Source organism: Phycisphaerae bacterium (assembly GCA_024102815.1).
Classification (GTDB): Bacteria; Planctomycetota; Phycisphaerae; order UBA1845; family UBA1845; genus JAGFJJ01.
On record JAGFJJ010000007.1, the window covers coordinates 60,022 to 78,152 of the forward strand.

At 61.8% G+C, this 18,131-nt stretch carries 15 protein-coding genes; 10 read left to right on the forward strand and 5 right to left on the reverse strand.

Annotated elements, in window-relative coordinates; genetic code table 11:
• Positions 1-116: 116 nt before the first annotated feature.
• From J5J06_02430 to J5J06_02445, 4 genes are read left to right on the forward strand one after another with little or no spacing between them, the layout of a single operon-like run.
• Entirely contained in the window at positions 117-836 is a 720-nt protein-coding gene (locus J5J06_02430; GenBank protein ID MCO6435925.1) for an acylneuraminate cytidylyltransferase family protein, read from the forward strand.
• Entirely contained in the window at positions 829-1,932 is a 1,104-nt protein-coding gene (locus J5J06_02435) for an N-acetylneuraminate synthase family protein (protein ID MCO6435926.1), read from the forward strand. The genes J5J06_02430 and J5J06_02435 overlap by 8 nt, the downstream gene beginning before the upstream one ends.
• Positions 1,929-3,089, forward strand: coding sequence for a UDP-N-acetylglucosamine 2-epimerase (hydrolyzing) (neuC, locus tag J5J06_02440; protein MCO6435927.1), 1,161 nt, complete (start codon positions 1,929-1,931; stop codon positions 3,087-3,089). Before J5J06_02435 ends, neuC begins: the two co-directional genes overlap by 4 nt.
• Positions 3,090-3,133: 44 nt before the next feature.
• Positions 3,134-4,117, forward strand: coding sequence for an HDOD domain-containing protein (locus tag J5J06_02445; GenBank protein MCO6435928.1), 984 nt, complete (start codon positions 3,134-3,136; stop codon positions 4,115-4,117).
• 64 nt (positions 4,118-4,181) lie between these two features.
• On the opposite strand, the gene J5J06_02450 is transcribed toward J5J06_02445, so the two are convergent.
• From J5J06_02450 to J5J06_02470, 5 genes are all read right to left on the reverse strand, one after another.
• Positions 4,182-5,255 carry a hypothetical protein gene (locus tag J5J06_02450; GenBank protein MCO6435929.1) on the reverse strand — a complete coding sequence of 358 codons (1,074 nt, stop codon included), beginning with the start codon at positions 5,253-5,255 and terminating at the stop codon, positions 4,182-4,184.
• Between the two features lie 65 nt (positions 5,256-5,320).
• Positions 5,321-5,917, reverse strand: coding sequence for a cytochrome C (locus J5J06_02455; protein ID MCO6435930.1), 597 nt, complete (start codon positions 5,915-5,917; stop codon positions 5,321-5,323).
• Positions 5,914-7,719, reverse strand: a complete 1,806-nt coding sequence (locus J5J06_02460; protein MCO6435931.1) for a hypothetical protein — start codon at positions 7,717-7,719, stop codon at positions 5,914-5,916. The genes J5J06_02455 and J5J06_02460 overlap by 4 nt, the downstream gene beginning before the upstream one ends.
• Positions 7,716-8,768 carry a 6-bladed beta-propeller gene (locus J5J06_02465; GenBank protein ID MCO6435932.1) on the reverse strand — a complete coding sequence of 351 codons (1,053 nt, stop codon included), beginning with the start codon at positions 8,766-8,768 and terminating at the stop codon, positions 7,716-7,718. The genes J5J06_02460 and J5J06_02465 overlap by 4 nt, the downstream gene beginning before the upstream one ends.
• A complete protein-coding gene (locus J5J06_02470) occupies positions 8,749-10,782 on the reverse strand; it encodes a hypothetical protein (GenBank protein ID MCO6435933.1) in 2,034 nt (677 codons plus the stop codon). The genes J5J06_02465 and J5J06_02470 overlap by 20 nt, the downstream gene beginning before the upstream one ends.
• Before the next feature lie 475 nt (positions 10,783-11,257).
• On the opposite strand from J5J06_02470, the gene J5J06_02475 reads away from it, so the two are divergent.
• From J5J06_02475 to J5J06_02500, 6 genes are all read left to right on the forward strand, one after another.
• Complete coding sequence (locus tag J5J06_02475; GenBank protein ID MCO6435934.1) at positions 11,258-11,917, forward strand: hypothetical protein; 660 nt, start codon at positions 11,258-11,260, stop codon at positions 11,915-11,917.
• A gap of 26 nt (positions 11,918-11,943) precedes the next feature.
• Positions 11,944-12,450 carry a hypothetical protein gene (locus J5J06_02480; protein MCO6435935.1) on the forward strand — a complete coding sequence of 169 codons (507 nt, stop codon included), beginning with the start codon at positions 11,944-11,946 and terminating at the stop codon, positions 12,448-12,450.
• 319 nt (positions 12,451-12,769) lie between these two features.
• Positions 12,770-14,050 (forward strand): hypothetical protein, encoded by a 1,281-nt coding sequence (locus tag J5J06_02485; protein MCO6435936.1) that lies wholly within the window; start codon positions 12,770-12,772, stop codon positions 14,048-14,050.
• Between the two features lie 87 nt (positions 14,051-14,137).
• Positions 14,138-14,491: a Rieske 2Fe-2S domain-containing protein gene (locus tag J5J06_02490; protein ID MCO6435937.1), complete on the forward strand. Its 354-nt coding sequence runs from the start codon at positions 14,138-14,140 to the stop codon at positions 14,489-14,491.
• 145 nt (positions 14,492-14,636) lie between these two features.
• Positions 14,637-15,812 (forward strand): cytochrome bc complex cytochrome b subunit, encoded by a 1,176-nt coding sequence (locus tag J5J06_02495; protein MCO6435938.1) that lies wholly within the window; start codon positions 14,637-14,639, stop codon positions 15,810-15,812.
• Positions 15,813-15,856: 44 nt separating this feature from the next.
• A complete protein-coding gene (locus J5J06_02500) occupies positions 15,857-18,106 on the forward strand; it encodes a NapC/NirT family cytochrome c (protein MCO6435939.1) in 2,250 nt (749 codons plus the stop codon).
• Positions 18,107-18,131: the final 25 nt, after the last annotated feature.

An 18,131-nucleotide genomic window follows, 5' to 3' on the forward strand; every position in this document is an offset into this window, starting at 1 on the left:
GCCATGGCAAATACGCCATGTGGCGTCTGCGCTGACGCAAACTGAATTCGGCCATCCCGTGTCCCCGAAGCGGTCAAGCCACGTTCCCGGCCAAGCCGATAATCTGCGGGACGGACATGACCGTACTCGGGATCATCCTCGCCCGGGCGGGAAGCAAGGGCCTGCCCGGGAAATGCATGCGCCCCCTTCGCGGCCGACCGCTGATCACCTATTCATTTGACCATGCTCTCGCGAGCCGTCGACTGACGGACCTCGTGCTTACCACGGACAGTGAGCCGGCCAAGGAACTGGCACGCCGAGCGAACATCGACGTGGTGGACCGCCCCGCCGAGTTGGCCACGGACACGGCCACGGTAGACGACGCGGCGCGACACGCTGTCCTCGACTGGGAGCGGCGGCACCGGCAGACCATCGACGCCGTGGTTCTGCTCTACGGCAATATTCCGATCCGCGCGAGAGGACTCATTGACCGGGCCATCGAGCATCTGCAACAAAGCGGCGCCGATTCCGTACGGAGCGTGGCTCCGGTCACCAAGCTTCATCCCGACTGGCTGCATCGCCTCGACGGCGACCGCATGTGTCAGTACCGAACCAACAGCATCTACAGGCGGCAGGATCTGGAACCGCTGTATTATCACGACGGCGCCGTTGCAGCGGTTACACGTGCTGCGTTGTTCGCCGCGCTAGAGATGCCGGACGACCATCAGGCGTTCCTGGGGCGCGACCGCCGGGCGATCGTCCAGCAGGCGGAAGACTCCGTGGATGTTGACGGGCCGATGGACCTCTATGTGGCAGAAGCGCTCCTGCGGGCGAAAGACGAGTTGCAACATGATTGAATTCCGAAATCCGCTCATCCCCGAAGGGGCGCCGAACATATCCGGCGGCAGAGCCGTGACGATCGGCAACGATCGCGTCGGGCCTGGACAACGCGCGTATCTCGTCGCCGAAGCCGGCGTCAACCACAACGGCGACGAGCGTATGGCACTCGCCCTTGTCGACGCGGCTGCGGACGGCTGCGCCGACGCCGTGAAGTTCCAGGTATTCCGGGCGGAAGACCTCGTCACACATAACGCGGCAACCGCAGGCTATCAGCGCGCCGCCGGCGGACCGGCGTCCCAGCGCGCCCTGCTTGCTCCTCTGGAACTGACCGACGAAAGCTACGGGCGCATCGTTGCACGGTGTCACGCGCGCGGCATCGCTTTTCTGGCGACGCCGTTCGGCATCGCCGATGTCGCCCGCGTGCAGCGGATGGGCAGCGTCGCCATCAAGATTGCCTCGACCGATTTGCCCAATCGGCCTCTTCTGGACGCAGCCGTAACCACGGGCTTGCCGATCGTTCTCTCCACGGGAGCCTCCACGCGTTGGGAAATCGGCGAGGCGGTGGGCTGGCTGCGCCAGCGCGGAGCCGGCGAGCGGCTCGTCCTGCTGCATTGCGTGAGTCGCTACCCCACGCCGCTGGAGGCGATCAACCTGGGTGCCATTACCGGATTGCACCGGGCGTTCGACTTGCCGGCGGGCCTGAGCGATCACACGACGTCCGCCCTGACCGGCTCCTGGGCAAGAGCGGCCGGTGCGTGTCTGCTGGAAAAGCACATCACCCTCGATCAATCACTCACCGGGCCCGATCACGCCATGTCCCTTACGCCGGCGCAGTGGCGCGACTATGTCTCGCACGTGCGGGCGGCGGAGGGGGCCCTTGGTAGCGGTGCCGTGGGGATGGCGGCGGAAGAAACCGAGGTGCGCAACGTGGCCCGCAAGAGCGTCGTCGCGGCAGCGGACATCGCCGAGGGCGATGCGCTGACTTTCGAGCTGCTCACGTTGAAGCGTCCCGGCACGGGCATTTCCCCGCGGGAGTTCGTCCAACTCATCGGTCGTCGCGCGAGCCGAGCCATTCCGCGTGACACCGTCTTGTCGTGGGATATGGTCCGGTGAAGTCACGCGGCCCGCGATTGAAACGGCGGCGCCGCATCGCCGTGGTCACCGGAACGCGCGCCGAGTACGGCCTGCTCACCTCCACGCTCGAAGCCATCCGCAATCATCCCGATCTCGAGCTCCAGCTCGTCGTTACCGGTATGCACCTGCTGCGTCGCTTCGGCCGAACGGTGGACGTGATTCGCCGTGACGGGTTCACCATCGCGGCAAGGGTACGGATGCAGCGCGGTGACGACTCGGCGCTGGACCAAGCCGACGGGCTCGCCGGCGGCGTGAAGGGCATCGCCGCGTTCCTGGAGGAGGCGCAATCGGACATCGTCGTGGTGCTCGGCGATCGGATCGAGGCATTCGCCGGAGCATTGGCGGCGACGACCACCGGGCGCATTCTCGCCCACATTCATGGCGGCGATCTGGCCCTCGGCGATCTGGACGATCGAATTCGCCATGCCATTACGCGGCTGGCACACGTTCACCTGGCCGCTAGCGCCGGGGCGAAGCGTCGGTTGCTTCGCATGAGGGAATCGCCCGAGCGCGTTCATCTCGTGGGAGCACCGGGTCTGGACCGGCTCCGAACGCTTCTTCGAGAAGTCCCGCGACCGACCAGCCGGTCCGATCGGGCATTGGTCATTCAGCACCCCATCGGACGCTCGGCACAGCGCGAGCGGGCGGTGATGGCGACGATCCTCCAGGCCATCCATGATCGCGGGTTACGATCGACGATCATCTATCCGAATACCGACCGCGGGCACGAGGGCATCATTGCCGCCGCGGAGTCATTTCAACGCCGGCGACCGCAAGCCGTGGAGCAGATGCATCGCTCCCTGGAGCGGGACAGGTTTCTGCGGCTGCTCATGAGCGCCGATGTTCTGGTGGGGAATTCTTCGAGCGGGGTGATCGAGGCGAACTTCGCAGGTACGCCGGTGGTCAACGTGGGTACGCGACAGGCCGGCCGGGAGCGTGGCGGCAGCGCCGTAGTCGATGTGGGCGAGTCGAAACCGTCGATTGCCGAAGGCCTCAAGCAGGCGCTGCGACTTCGCCCACGTGCCGGGCGATCGTCGGTCTATGGCACGAAACCCGTCGGCCCCCTGATTGCCGCGATTCTGGCGCGCGTGCCCCTCACGGACGAATTCCGGCGCAAATCGCTTGCGTTACGCTGAGTCCGATAATCGGTGCCACCTCCCGCAGACCTCGATCCTGGCCGATGATCGCAGAAGTGGAACTACTCATTCCCTCCCGGGTTGGTGTCGATAAACCCGAGAAGAAGCCACCGCGGCTTGGGGTCGTGGAGGAGGAACTGGGGACCATTATGTCGACGCAGATTGCCGATAACGCCAAGACCGTGGTCGACAAGGCGCTCGCATCGATCGGCGACATCGCGACGCTGCCTGAGATCACCATCAAGATCATTCAGATCGTGGAGGATCCCAAAAGCACTGCCCGCGATCTGCACGACATCATCAAGAACGATCCGGCTCTGTCCGTGAAGGTCCTGAAGGTCGTGAACTCGGCGTTCTACGGACTTCCCGGGCAGGTGGCCAGCGTGGACCGGGCCATTATCCTGCTGGGTCTTTCGGCCGTGAAGAACATCGCCATCGCCGCCTCGATCGCCCGTTTGTTCAAGGGTCGCCGGATCAGCGAGCACTTCAGCGCATCGGACCTGTGGCGGCATAGTGTGGGCGTCGCGGTCGTCGCGGCCGACATCGCCAAGGCCGCACCGCACGACGTGCTCGTCGACGAGGTATTCGTCGCGGGAATGATTCACGACATCGGCATGATGGTGGAGCGGCAGGCTTATGCCGACGCGTTCGCCAACGTGGTCAACCGCTGCATGGACGGAAAGACGAACATGCTCGAAGCCGAGCGGAAGCTGATCGGTGCGGACCATCAGGCCTTCGGCGTCGGGCTGACCACGAAGTGGAAGTTCCCCCGCCATCTGCGCGCCGCAGTCGGTTTCCATCACAACCCCGAGGCGCTCAGCCCCGAATTGCAGAACCTGGCGACGTTGATCCAACTGGCCGACGTGCTCTGCTGCCAGGAGAAGGTCGGGTTCTACCTGAGTGCTCAGAACGAAAACATCCGTCCCGAGATGCTGGAGCGCGTGGGCATCAGCAGCGCACACATCGAGGCGATCCGCACCAACCTGGCGGAAAAACTGGCCGAAGCCGAGCAGATGCTGTCCGCCTGAGAAAAGCGGACTCACCCGCTCATGATTCGATGTATTCCATTCAGGACGCGCCGCGGGGAGCGAGTTATTTCCCCATGCCCACGGCGAAGAGAGCGATCCGCTTCGACCCAACCGTGTTGGAAATGAAGATGTAGTACGCCGGCTGGAAGTCGGCGGGCACCAGACGGGCAATCGCCGTCGGGACGCTCTTGGCCACGGCCACGCTCACGGGCAGTGGCGTACCGGCCGGTCCACCCCGATCACCGCCGATGAGCATGAGCAACTGGCCGGCTTCGTTGAACAGGTGAACGTGCGCGAACGCCGCATCGGCGATGTACAGTACGCCGTCGGGACCTATATCGATATGCCGGGGCCGGCCAAGGTCGCCGTAACGATCACCGGGCCGGCCGATGGTCTTCAACACCTTGCCCTCGTCATCAATCTCCACGACACGTGAGCCCATACCGTCGCTGACCAGGAGGTTTCCGGTCGCGGAGAAGGCCAGCCCCACGGGGAAGACCTTCCGGTCATCCACGCTGGGCAGAGCGATGGAGCGCGCTGTAGTGCCCGACTCCGAGCCAAAAACGTCGATGGTCAGACCGGCGACGTCGGCGACGTAGAGCTGCCCCGCATGAACCGCCAGGGCGACGGGCTGAAACTTCTCCTTACCCTCGGGGCGGAATCGCTTGCCGGCTGATCCGTCGGGCGCAAAGCAAACAACTTCCTCCAAGCCGGTGTCCGCAACGTAGACCGTGCCGTCATCCCCGACTGCTACGTCAACCGGCTTGGCGAGAGCATTCGTGCCCGCATCGCCCAGCCGCACGGCAATCCCTTCTTCAAGATTCCATACATGAACGACGTTGGCATCGGTGTCGCAGATGTACAAAGAACTGCCGTGAAATGCGATACCGGCCGGTGTTCCCGCATACGGCGCGGCGCGACCGCCGCGAAGGACGTCGATCCAGTTCGCTCGCAGACGGACGACCTCATCCATGTGGTCGAACGAGAGCAGATGCACGGCACGCGGCGTCGCAGGTCGGGGAGGGAAATACACCAGCTCTTTGGATGGAGCATGCGCGGCACATCCCGAGAACAGGCCCGCTGACACGATGAGCAATACCGGGAGTAAATACCCCCGGCCCGGGGGGACGACCCGCATTTCTCCGGCATCGCACCGAAAATTGCGCCGGGGCACGAAGGATGAAATTCCCGCACGGACGTTGATCATTTCTTGTGGCATGTCAGACACAGTGCACTGCGCGCATTACTTACGACCAGCATATAGGGAAGTTCAGCCATGTTGTGCGGATCATGGCACGAGACGCACTCCACGCGACCGGCCGGTAGAATCACATCGCCGCGCGCGGTCACCGTCGTGATCATTTTGTAGCCGTCTTCAAACCGGGGGTATTTGACACCGACGGGGTGATTTCCCGTCCGGATGCCAGCCTTGAAGAAGCCCGGATGACTCGTGTACGGAGTCGGAATGCTGCGACGTCCGCCGTCGTCGCCGCCGAATGAATCCCGGGCAATGGTGCCGTCGTGACAGCGCAGGCACGACAGCGTCCCGCTGCCCGACTGGGCGTCAGACGTAATGGGCGTCCCGAAGACGCGGTTCAGATCGGCGTTGGGGTCCCAGAGGGGCGCGGCCGTCGGCGCCTTCTCGCGATGCGGAACGTGGCATGCGCTGCATTTATCGCCGCCCGACCACGGTTTGTCGCTGAAGTCGTGCTTGGAACCTTCAATCCCGGCGAACGCCCACCCGGTCAGTCCCGCGACCGCGGCGGCCGTGAATACCCAGAGCAGTCGTCGCATGATCATTGCCCGGTACCTCGCAAAGTGGTCTGAATCCGCGACGTTCCGCCTGCCCGCGGATTGGCATAGGGGAAGTTCACGTGGGTGAACCCGTGGCAGGTGAGCGTGCAGCTTCCCGAAAGACGGCCCGTGTCGCGGTATTCAATGCCCGCCCCGGCGACACCCGTCACAGGAAACACGACGGACAAGTCAAAATTAATCAAGTTGCTGTGATTGGTGCTGTTACCCTGCCCACGGTACACACCGTGGGCATCGTGACAAACGCTGCACGGCGTCCGCAAGTCGACGATATGCCGCCGATGCAGGGGGAAACTCTCGTTATTCAGAATGCTCTGGCGATCATGACACTCATAGCAAAGAGCGTAAGCCTGAGCGCTCTCCACGGTGAAGTCCGCCGTTTCATAATTGCGGACCAGTAGCGGCTCATAGATCGAACCGTGCGGGCCGTTCGCGCCGGTCCCGCCCGCAAAGCGCGAGTTGTCGCTGTTATGGCAGTCCATGCAGGACAGGATGCTGCCCACGCGGAGCGGAGCGATCAGGCTCACCACGTCGTCATTGCGCCGCGGTGCGGCAATCGGGTGGAACGAGGGGTTGGACGGCTGGAACTGCAGGCGCACGTTGGTCTGCACGACCTGCCGCTCGATATCGGGGCGGCGCGGACGGGCAACACCGTCGGCGTGGCACTTGAAGCAGATCTCGTACAGAAACTTGGCGTCGTCCGTCTCGCGACCCGTCAGCGTGATCCCCTTCACGTGCAGGTTTGGACCTTTCACCGTCTGCCCCATCGTCCCCCGCACCACCCCCAACCGATCCGGACCGCTGGCGTGGGGATTGTGGCAGTCGACGCACTCGGCGTGGCGACGCATGCCGAACGGTATCTCCGCGGCGTCATGCACCCCAGTGCGGAACCGGCCGTCGTGCGCGGATCGCTTGCCGATGTCCGCGGCAATGTTGAACGCCGCCACGGAACCGCTGTGGCAATTCAGGCAATTGTCCTCCTCCCGCTGGAAGCGCAGGAGGCGCTCGGGTTGATCAGCCGAGTGAATCTTGTGGCAGTTCGCGCAGGCATTGTCCCGCACGGTATGGTATTTGAGCCGCTCCGTGGGATCCACGATCCGCCCGGCCACGCGATTCGTGCTGACCGAGTGCGAGCCGAGCTCCCAGCCTTTCAGGTCATGACAGGAAAGGCAAATGGCGGACATCTGATCCGTGACCCGCAGAAACTCACCAAGTTCGTTATTGTGAGGATCGTGGCACGTCGTGCAGTGCATCTCCCCGTGGACGCCGAGCGGAAGATCCTGGCTGACCACCTCCGGAGCGCGGATCTGCGGATCGGCATTCGATAGCGCCCTGTCGTAGCGGAAGCCGATGGGATGGTCATCGGACAGGTCGTTGGTCAGATCGTTCTCGCCGGGCGGCATGGTCCGGGCGGTCATGACGATGGGTTCGGCCAGCGGCCGCGAGAGCACGTTTCCCAGGGCCATGGTGCCGTCGTGGCAGCTCAGGCACATCTTGGACGGGCCCGAAGGCTGATCGATCCGCGCGTCCGTCGTGGAGCTTTCATAGATGCGGTAGTACCTCCGCGGGTTTTCGCGGTTCCACAGCGGCGTCTGCGGCGCGGTGTTGTGCGGAGCGTGACAGAAGATGCAGATCTCCGTCTCCTGCACGGCGCGGATGGGACCGGGGCCACGCACGGAAAGATCGTGCTTGGAGTTGACCACGGACTCGTCGGCCATCGCGTGATGACAGAGCACGGCGACCATCAGGACGCCAAGCCCCGCGGTTGTCTTTCGGCCCGGGAACCTCATGAGGCTGCTCCCACAAAGTCGAAGACCTGTATGCGGCGATTCCCCGCGTCGGCAATCCAGATGCGATCCGCATTGTCGATCGCAATGCCGGCGGGGAGCGAAAACTCACCCATGCCGCTCCCCTCCTGCCCGAATGCCAGAAGCAGACGACCCCGGCGATCGAAAATCTGGACGTTTTCGAACTGGGCGTCAACCACGTACACGTGCCCGCCGCGATCGAAGGCAACCCCCTTGGGCAGCGAAAAATCACCCGCGCCGTCACCTTTTTGTCCGAATACGCTCAACGCGTTGCCCATCGGGTCGAGCAACTGGACACGAAAGCCTGCCGCGTCGGCCACCAGCAGGACTTCTCCCTGCGCGGCGACATGCGTGGGACGATTGAACTTGCCCGGCTCCACGCCCGGACCGCCGACGGTTCGCAGATATCGGCCGGCCTCGTCAAAGACGAGGATGGCATCGGCGCCGCCGTCCACGACAAAAAGCTCTCCGCGCGACGGCATCCATGTCACACCGACCGGACGCGACAGCTCAATCGATCCGATCGCGCGAACAAAGGAACCGTCGGCCGTCACTTCAACGACTTCGCCCCGGGCGGCATCGGCCACGAGGACCCGATCCCCCGCGAAGGTAACGCCGACCGGAACCTGAAAGTGCTGATCGGCCCAACCGGTCACGAGCGTGTGCGTTCGCTCATCCAGATTGATGAGATGGATGCCCGGAATACCGCCATCGGTAACCGCGAGCAGGCCATTCGGACCGCGGGCGACACCGTGCGGGCTCACGAAACGGATGGGTTGCCGCGGTCCGCGCAGGGCCGCCTGCAATACCTCCGCGCCGCTGCGCGAGGCCTTGAGATCGTCGCTGCCCGAGATGGCGCCCACGTAGCGGATGCGCGCCTGCTCGGGAGGCGCAGGCCAGACGCGCGGCGAAACGGGCGGCTCGAAGAGCACGCCGCGAGGCCGGGCGCAGCCGCCGATCGCCAGTGCCACAATCACGGCACTGATCGCCGGGGCGACCCCGAAAACGGACTTACCAGCGCGATACGACATTGGGTATATCCCGGCGAATCCGCAGATAGACGCCGACATCCTCCTGGTCCGAATCCGGCAGATTGAGTTGATCATACTCGACCGTCAGTTCGCCCGACAGGTTGCCGGAGACATATTCCATACCCGCCGATACGTCCCATCCTCGCGTATCGCCGGCCGTCGAATCCTGCTGGTACCGATACGCCACGCGCCCGACGGTGGACAACGCGTTCGTCATCCGCCAGCGGTGATCGGCCTCGATATCCAGCATGGTCACGTCCCGATCGAATGTCCCGCCGTCGAAGAACAGCCTCGACAGCCGCGCCGCCAGATCGAAGGAATGATCCGTCTGTTGGAGCACGTGAAGTCGCCCGTCCAGGTGAAAGGCGTCATAGGGATCGACGGTATCGTCGAATATCTCGTACTCCGCGCCGAGTGTATACCGCGGCTGGTCATACGTGACGCCGATGCGATGGTGATCCGTCCGGTCCGCGCGGCGGTCGAATCCCGTGCTGAGCTCGTCTTCCTGGTTGCGATAGGAAAGTCGATAGTACGGCGTCCACCCGCCCGTGAAGCGTTGCTCGACGCTCAAGTCGACGCGGATGGTGTCCAACTGGCCGTCGGCGGGCGTACGGTAGTTGTAGTCGATCAGCACCGTCTCCCCGTCGGCAATCTGCCCCGTGGGGATGCGCGTGATCTGGACGGCGTTGGCGATGTGGTAGACCGCGTAATCCAATCCGCGACGGTAGAATCGGCGGTTGGTGACGTCCGTCACCACGATACTGGCGTCGATCACATCGCGATTGCGAAGGGTGATCGCCACCGGATCACGCAGCGTGCCCGACTCGTTGAGCACCACGCGGGTGCCGTCACCACCGTCCACTTCCTCGGTATCGTATGACAGGTGCAGATTCGCATAGAAATGGCCGTAGGGATTGCGGCGATTGTACTGCCAGTCGGCGAATGCGCCGTATTGCGTCGTGCGGACATCATCCTCGATGTCCTCATAGAGCACGAAAAGGTCATACGTGGACGTCAGATTGGTATACATCTGATGGACCAACTGAAAATCGGCCCGGTGGGTGTCAATGTCCAGATTCTCATACTGCTCGCGATTGAATTGATACTTGTATATAGTCTGAAGATCATCCGTGTGCTGCAAGGTCAATTGCGGGCCGATCTCGAACAGGTCGCGTGCGAAATCGCCGCTTTCTTCCTGCCAGTGGAGGAGCGTTCGCAGGGAATGTTTGCCGCCCGGACCGAACTCCAGATCGTGCTCGACAATGAACAGGTCGCGATGCGTCTCGAACGGCTCGCGCAGACCCTGGTACTCCTGCTTCGTGTCCGCGTGCTCAAATGAGAACTGCAACTTGTGGCGCTGCGTGATCAGCCACTCCACCCCGTAATGCAGCGTGCTTTCCGTGTAGTGCTCGTCGTCGCGCTTGTCCCGGTTCCCCGTGCGGTCGGTCTCCAGGTATTCGTAGGATAGCTCCATGGGGAGCTTCTCGTCGCTGAAGACCCAACTCGTCCCGTACCCGATCCGCTCCTCGTTCAGGGTGGGCTGGAAGCGGCGGTCGATGCGCCGATCATTGCGGCGGGAGTAGATTGAACCCGAGATCTTCTTGCCCTGGAACAGGTCGATTCGCGTATCGTAGTGAACCAGGTACCCGTTGTCGTTGTCGACCCGATCGAAACCGTCAATCTTCTCTTCGAATCGCTCCTGCGTCAGGGCGAAGCTGAAATCGCTGCTGAGGATGATGAGGCTCGGATCGATGAGAGTCTGCTGCAGGGACAGGCCGATCCGCTCTTCGAAGATGTAATCTCGGTTGCGCTGCTGTCGGTCGCGGGAAAAAGGCCGGCGGGCGTCGGTGGACACGCGCGAGCGGTTGTATTCCCCTTCAAATTCCAGGTAGGCATCGAGTTGATTAAGGGTCAGGAAGCGCGGCGGCGCGTCGGAAGTGCCGTCGGCCTGGTCTGGTGTGTCCGCCGTCGCCGGCGCCGACAGCATGGCCGAGAAACCTGCGGCAAAGACCACCCGAAGCGTTCGACGCGGCGCACTCCTGAGCCTGGTGACTACCGCCCAACCGCGCCAACGTGAACAGGCCGCGCCATCCATACGATCACCTTCGGGCCGCTTCCACCCGGCCTCGGCGCGAGTCGACATTCAAGAATCGCCCGATGCGCCGCCGATGGCGGCTGGTATAGGCGATCGCACCACGCATGGCAACAGAAATCTGCCGCAGCACATCATCGACCTGCCGCGCCGATGAAGAACTCACACGAAAGCTCACCGCATCGGTGACGATTCCACGTCGCTGCGTATCACCCGCTGGACGCGCCGAATCCCCGGCCGCATCGATGCCGGGTGTGCAGCCCTTTTGCCACGACCGACCGAGCACCGAGCGGTTACCGCGCTTCGCGATTTTTTCGCGCTGCCCTATTGATCGGTGCGCCCCAGTGTTTATCGTTAGTGCGAACGTCCGGAGCGGCGTTTTCTTGAGGACCATGTCATGCGCGCCGTTATCGTGCTGTCGCCCCTGCTTGTCGCCCTGGTGATTTGGGGTTGCTCGGCCGGCAGCAGGGATCGTTTGCGGCACTTCTTCTTCGAGGTTCCCGAAGAAAAGCCGGCAGCGCAGGCGGAGACCGAAACACCAGCGGGCGAATCGCCGTCCAAGCCCGCCGTCCCCGCTCCGCCCGGACCCCGATTTGTCTCGCGCCACAGTCCGTACGTCGGCCGGCAGTGCGAAAGCTGCCACCAGCCCACGGCGCAGATGCAAGTCCGCGACGATTACGCCGAAGCCTGTCAATCCTGCCACCCACGCTTCTTCAGCGACGCCGTGGGTCATTCACCCGTGGTCGATGGCGACTGCGACCTCTGCCACGTACCGCATCAGAGCGAGAATCCGGCTCTGCTCATCCAGCCGGTCTACGAAACCTGCATTGACTGCCACGATCCGCCGTCCGACCTGAGTCAGGATGCTCACAGCGGCCCCGGCGTGGAGAATTGCACGAAGTGTCACGACCCGCATTTCGGCAAGCCGCCGCTGCTGAAGCAGAAGCACAGCGCGGCCGGGATTGGCCGAATCCTGTCAGGGCGGGCACTGGCGGCCCGAGCGCGAACTTCACCCAGCGCCGCCACCCGTTTCGTGGGACCGAAGGAAGTTCCCTGAGTCCGTCTTGTAGCGAGAAACCGCACATGTTCCAAAGAAAAGCCATTCCCGCGATCATCGTCCTGGCAATTGTGTCAATGCTTCCCGCCTCGGGATGCGGAACCAACTTCCAGGATGTCCTGCTGCAAAGCGGCGCGGCCTTTGGTCGGTCCGCACTGGATCTGTTCCTCACCGACCTTGCCAACGCCCTGGCCGACGCCCTCGACGAGGACAACGCCAACACCAACACCAACGAGAATGACAACGGGAACGACAACGGCAACACGAATGCAAACAACAACGGCAACGCGAACGACAACACAAACGACAACGGCACACCCGGGCCGGGTGACGTCGCCAGCGGAGAGACGATCGTCGGCAGTCGTTGCGCCGCATGCCACGGCGCCGACGGCGCCAGCGGTTTCGCGCCAGACATTCAGGGTGTTGATGAGGCAGCCATAGAGGCGATGGTCGGCGGGGCGGGCGGTCACATCATGGTCGATCTGAGCGCCCAGGATATCGCCGATGTCGCCGCGTTCCTTGCAAGCTTCTAGTGGCGTATGACAACGGGTCGAGATCAGGCCGCAAAGGGCCTTGCACTTGCGGGTCCGCCACGCGCGTCATAAAATCGGCAACTGGAGCGTGCGAAGTCTTCATGAGCAAATCGAACCAGGGTTAGAGGCACGCGCCCACCGTCAATTGCGAAACGGGCAGGAGGAAGCCACTGATAGTTAGGCGAAGCTGATGCGTTTAAACACGACTAAACTCTTGCTTGCGTCTGCTTGTGCATTTTCTGCGGGGTTTCCGGGCGCGCTGTTTGCCGACCAGAAACTCGTATCCTGCGCCGCCTGCCACAGCCAGGAACAGAACGTCTTGGCGACATCGATTCACCGGCACCTCAAATGCCAGGAATGTCACGGAGGACCGGAATCGTTCGCGATCGCGCCGGACCGGCTTCAGATATACAAAGGCGGATCCCATCTCGCCGACGCCCCTGCGTTTGACCACGGCGCGGATTTCAAGGGCAAGCTGGCGCGATCGGCGATACCGCACCTCTGCGGCGACTGCCACGCCGACGCCGAGCGGATGAATCCGTACGGTATACGAATCGATCAACTCGCCCGTTACTGGACCAGCGTTCATGGCAAGACATTGATGCAGGAGCATGACGACCGCGTAGCGGTATGCGTGGATTGCCACGGGGCGCATGACGTTTTGCCAGCGAAGGAACCCGCCAGCAAGACGTATCCATCAAATGTCCCCGGCACATGTGCCCAATGCCACGAAAACGCGCGCCTGATGGGGGATTTTGATCTGCCTACCGGGGTTGTCGAAGAGTACCGACGAAGCGTGCACGGGCGATTGTTGCTTGAGGACGGAGATCTTGGCGCGCCAACCTGCGCCACGTGCCACGGGAATCACTCGGCCGTACCTCCTGGTTTTGAGAACGTCGGTGCTGTGTGCGGGCAATGCCACCAGCACGCTTCCGAAGCGTTCGCTGAAAGCCCGCACGCGGGCATGGACGAGTTTAAGGGGTGTGTGCAGTGCCACGCCTATCGTGACGGAGGCCATTTCCATCTTATAGAGCGGATTACCAAGGACACGGGTGTTCTGATTGAACGGTATGAGCACCTGCTCGCCTCGGACGCATCACCGACTCCGGAACAGATCACGAACGCGATACACCCCGATCCCCAAACGATAATGAGGAGAGCTCTGCCGGGTTGCCTCTACTGCCATGATGATGTCGACGAGGATGCCGACCTCGCGAAGATGTTTACTTTGTTGGACGAAATCTCGGCCGCCGAGCGGCAATACGTTCGGACGGGATACAGGCTCGACGAAGTCGAAAGAGGTGTCCTGCTCGTGGATCGCCAGAGATTTCTCTTTTCGGACGCCAAGACTCAACTGATCGAACTGGCCCCGACGCAACATACCCTTGACAGCAAGCTCGTCACCGACAAGGTTGCTGAACTGAACGAGACTTGTAACCAGGTGGAAGCGGACCTCGACAAGCTCGAGCGCGACCTTCGGTTGCGCCATCTGGCGCTGATCCCAATCTGGATCTTCGCGCTGGGCTTCGCCGGTTTGTTGTACGCAAAGTACAAACGGCTTCGAACCGCCTATGTCAAGCCGGAGTCGGAGCTGGAATAAATGAGCACGGAGCCGCAAGAAAAACTGGGACGCCGCGATTTCCTCGATTGGCTCGTTGCCCTGGGCTCAACGGTTCTGGGGGCGGCAATGGGAATCCCTGCGCTGGCATACCTCTGGCCTGCGGCCCAGGGCGGCACTAGCCGTAGCGTTGAGGTGGATGGCGCAGCGAACATGGCCGTGGGCGACAGCAAGGTACTCCAAGTCGGGGGCAAGCCGGTGATCGTGGTCCGCGATCGCGCGGGATTCAAGGCCTTTTCGGCAGCTTGTACCCACTTGGGCTGCCTAGTACGATGGAGTGCTGCGAAACAGGAGTTTCTTTGCCCCTGCCACGCGGCTGTTTTTGATAAGAATGGCGACGTGGTTTCGGGCCCGCCGCCAGCACCGTTACCACCGTACGACGTCAAAGAAGCCGGCGGCAAGGTGTACGTTACTGTGACGTAGCATCCCGTGGCGCGTTTGCAAGGCAACGCTTCTGGTTGGGCTTGATCGTCTCAATTGCAGCCCGTCCCGTGCGGCAAAGTTGAGTCTGCTTACCCCTTCGAGGAGTCCCGACGGCTTACGACGGTCAGCCCAAGAAGTACCAGAAATGAAACGGCGAATTTCGAATTTCCTGGACGCTCGCTACGACACGGAAACCGCGCGCAATTTCCTCGACAAGCAGATCCACAAACGGCTGCCCCCGCATACCGGGTGGCTCCACGTGTTTGGAAGCCTCTCTTTATTTCTTTTTGTCAGTCAGACGATCACCGGCATCATGCTGCTCGTCTACTACCGACCAACCCCGGAGGCGGCACACCGATCGATCCAGTACATCACGGCTGAAGTGAATTTCGGCTGGCTGTACCGCCAGGTTCATGCCTGGGGCGCATCGTTGATGATTCTCGCGGTCGTCTTGCACATGATCCGAACGTACTTTTCAGGAGCATACAAGAAACCTCGTGAACTCACTTGGGTCACAGGCGCAATCCTTTTTGTCCTCACGATCATATTCGGGTTCACCGGTTATCTGCTCCCCTGGAACCAGATTGCGTTCTGGGCCACGACCGTCGGAACTGAGTCAGCCGACAAGGTGCCGCTGATCGGCGAGTGGCTGCGCTACTTTCTTCGCGGGGGCGACGCCGTGACGGGCGAGACCCTATCGCGGTTTTTCGTTGTCCACGTGATCATCCTACCATGGATATTGACGGGCTTGATCGTCGTGCATTTGTTCCTCATGCGCTTGAACAACCTAGCCACGATGAAACCGGTTGGCGAGGAAAAGCCTGTCGCGCCGGAATGTGGCATCCCCTTCTTCCCGGTTCACGTCGCCAAGGAAGGTGTTGTCCTGGTAATCTTGCTGGCTTCACTCGTAACCCTCTCCGTGATGATGCCTTGGGGCATCGGAGAACCCGCAGATCCGCTGAGCACTCCCGAGCATATCAAACCCGAGTGGTACTTCCTGCCTAGTTATCAGCTGTTGAAGTACTTCGAGGGACCCTACGGCGCGGTTCTGGGCATATTCGCCTGTTCAGTGCCGTTTGTTCTGCTGTTGCTTTGGCCATTCCTGGATCGTAGCAAGGAGCGCCACCCCAAGAAGCGCCCCGTCGCCGTAGGCATCGGCTTGTTCGCCCTGCTGGCGGCGGTGGCCCTTGGCATCCTTGGACACTACTCTGAGACGGACGTAAGTATCGCAGGGCGACGATACCATATTGATCTTCTCGGTCGACCGCATCGAATTACTGACGACGCCCCGGGCGTGCCACAACCTGGTGCTCCGCATTAGTAACATGTACTACCGAATCGCGAGGATCAGGAGGCGAAGGATTCGTGGACAACACGCCTGACGGTTCCAGACAAGCGGACAATCCCCTCAATCATCCGAAGACGAACACCGCGCCGGATGTTTCCTCGCCGGAGCCTGCCACAAGCCCGGAAGAGCCGCAAGCCGACCCTGGAACCCGGTCCGCAGGTCCTGCCCCATACCGGCCCAAGCATCCCCCTTACTGGGAGAACACGATTACGGTTATTGGAGCATTCCTTGCCGCGATGGCGGTTCTGCTCCTGGTGACTTTCGGACTGTTTACGCTTGTATCACCGGCCAAAAACCCTTACGTCGATATCGTTGGCTATATCATCTTGCCGGGCCTGATCCTCATTGGCCTGCTTCTCATGCCTCTCGGCATTCTGGTGAAAAGTTGGCGCATTCGTCGCAAGGACCCCACCCACAGGTTGGCCTTTCGATTCCCCCGGGTCGATCTGAACGATCCCGGCCAACGAAGAATGGCAAAAGTGTTCGTCTTCGGAACGTTCTTGCTCCTGCCGATCGTTGGAGTCAGCAGCTATCAAGGCTACCACTATACGGATTCCTCGGAATTCTGCGGAAAAGTATGCCATTCCGTGATGGAGCCTCAGGCGACGGCCTACGAGAACTCGCCGCATGCCCGTGTGTCCTGTGCGGAGTGCCACATCGGCTCGGGAGCAAGTTGGTTCGTCAAGAGCAAGCTCTCCGGCACACGTCAAGTGCTCGCTGTTTGGATGAACAGTTTTCCGCGCCCCATTCCGCCCGCCATCACAGAATTGCGTCCTGCCCGAGAAACTTGTGAGGAATGCCACTGGCCAAAGAAGTTTTTTGGAGCGCAGCTGAAATCCATCGAACATTTCTCGGCCGATGAGGAGAATACGAGGCACGCTGTAAACATGCTGATCAAGACCGGTGGAGGTGACGAGGAAACCGGTCGGGCCAGTGGCATCCATCGCCACATGGCCTTGGAGGGGCAGATTGAATACATCGCGACGGACGAATTCCTTCAGGAGGTCCCTTGGGTCCGGTACGTTACGAGAGCGGGCGAAGTACTTATTTACCGCTCCGATGGCCGTCCCAGCTCGGATCCCCCGCCATTGGGTACGGTCCGCAAAATCGACTGCATGGACTGCCACAATCGGGCGGCACACAAGTTCCAGTCACCCCAGGAGGCTGTCAACCTTCGTCTGGCAACCGGGAAGATCGATAGAACGCTGCCCTTCATCAAGCGCGAGGTGGTCGCAGCATTGGTCAGACCGTACCCGGACGAGGAATCGGCAATGCGACTGATCGCAGCCTCCCTGACGGACTACTACCGCGTTCAGCATCCCGACGTATGGAGCATGCGAAAGGCCTCCGTCAACAATGCCATCGACGTTGTGCGGGATATCTATCTGCGCAACTTTTTCCCCAAGATGCGTGTGGACTGGCGGACCTATCCGGATAATGTCGGACACTTTTACTCCCCCGGGTGTTTTCGCTGTCACGATGGCAAGCACGTTGATCATCGCGGCGAGGTAATCAGCCACCAATGCGACGTATGCCACACGTTCCTAAACGCCGCCTCCCAGAAGCAGGGCGGAAATCAAAAAGGCGCCGGAGCGGGGCTCCAGGACGAAGTTGCTTCGGCTTCGGGCAAGCAAGCCAACGAGTACATTATCGAAGGAAGTTTCATTCACCCCGTTGAGCTGGTCGGCATACACAAGGACCTCGCCTGTCACTTGTGTCACACGGGTGGCATCACGCCGGAGGCGACCTGCACCGGATGCCATTCCGGTACGCAGGCCCTTCGGGCCGGTACCGACAGCGATTTCTCGCGCTTCGATATCTCTCCTGAGCCCATGTTCGACGACCTCGGCTGCGAGGACTGCCACGACGTGTCCAAGCCGCTCAACCTCGCCGCGATGAACGACGTCTGCCTGTCGTGTCACGACGACGAGAAGGAGAAATTCGACGGACTGGTGAACAACTGGCGCGAGGAAGTCCATTCGCTGCGGAAGGACACGGCCGAGGCGCTCATGGCGGTCCAATCCGCCCTGAAATCAAGACCCGATTCCGCGACCGAGGAGTGGCTCGACAAGTCGTTCAAGACATTCAACGCGCTCAACGCCGCCATCCCGGAACACAACATGGACGCGTCCCGGAAGATCTACGAGGCGCTGCGGACGGAAGCCGAAGCCAAGCGGGCGGCGTTGCCGACTGCGCCCGCATCTGCGCCCAGCGCAAAAGTCCCCACGAAGCAGGACGCCAAGAAAGAGGCGCCGAAGGAGGGATAAGCCCTCGGTCCCGCGGCGTGGCGGT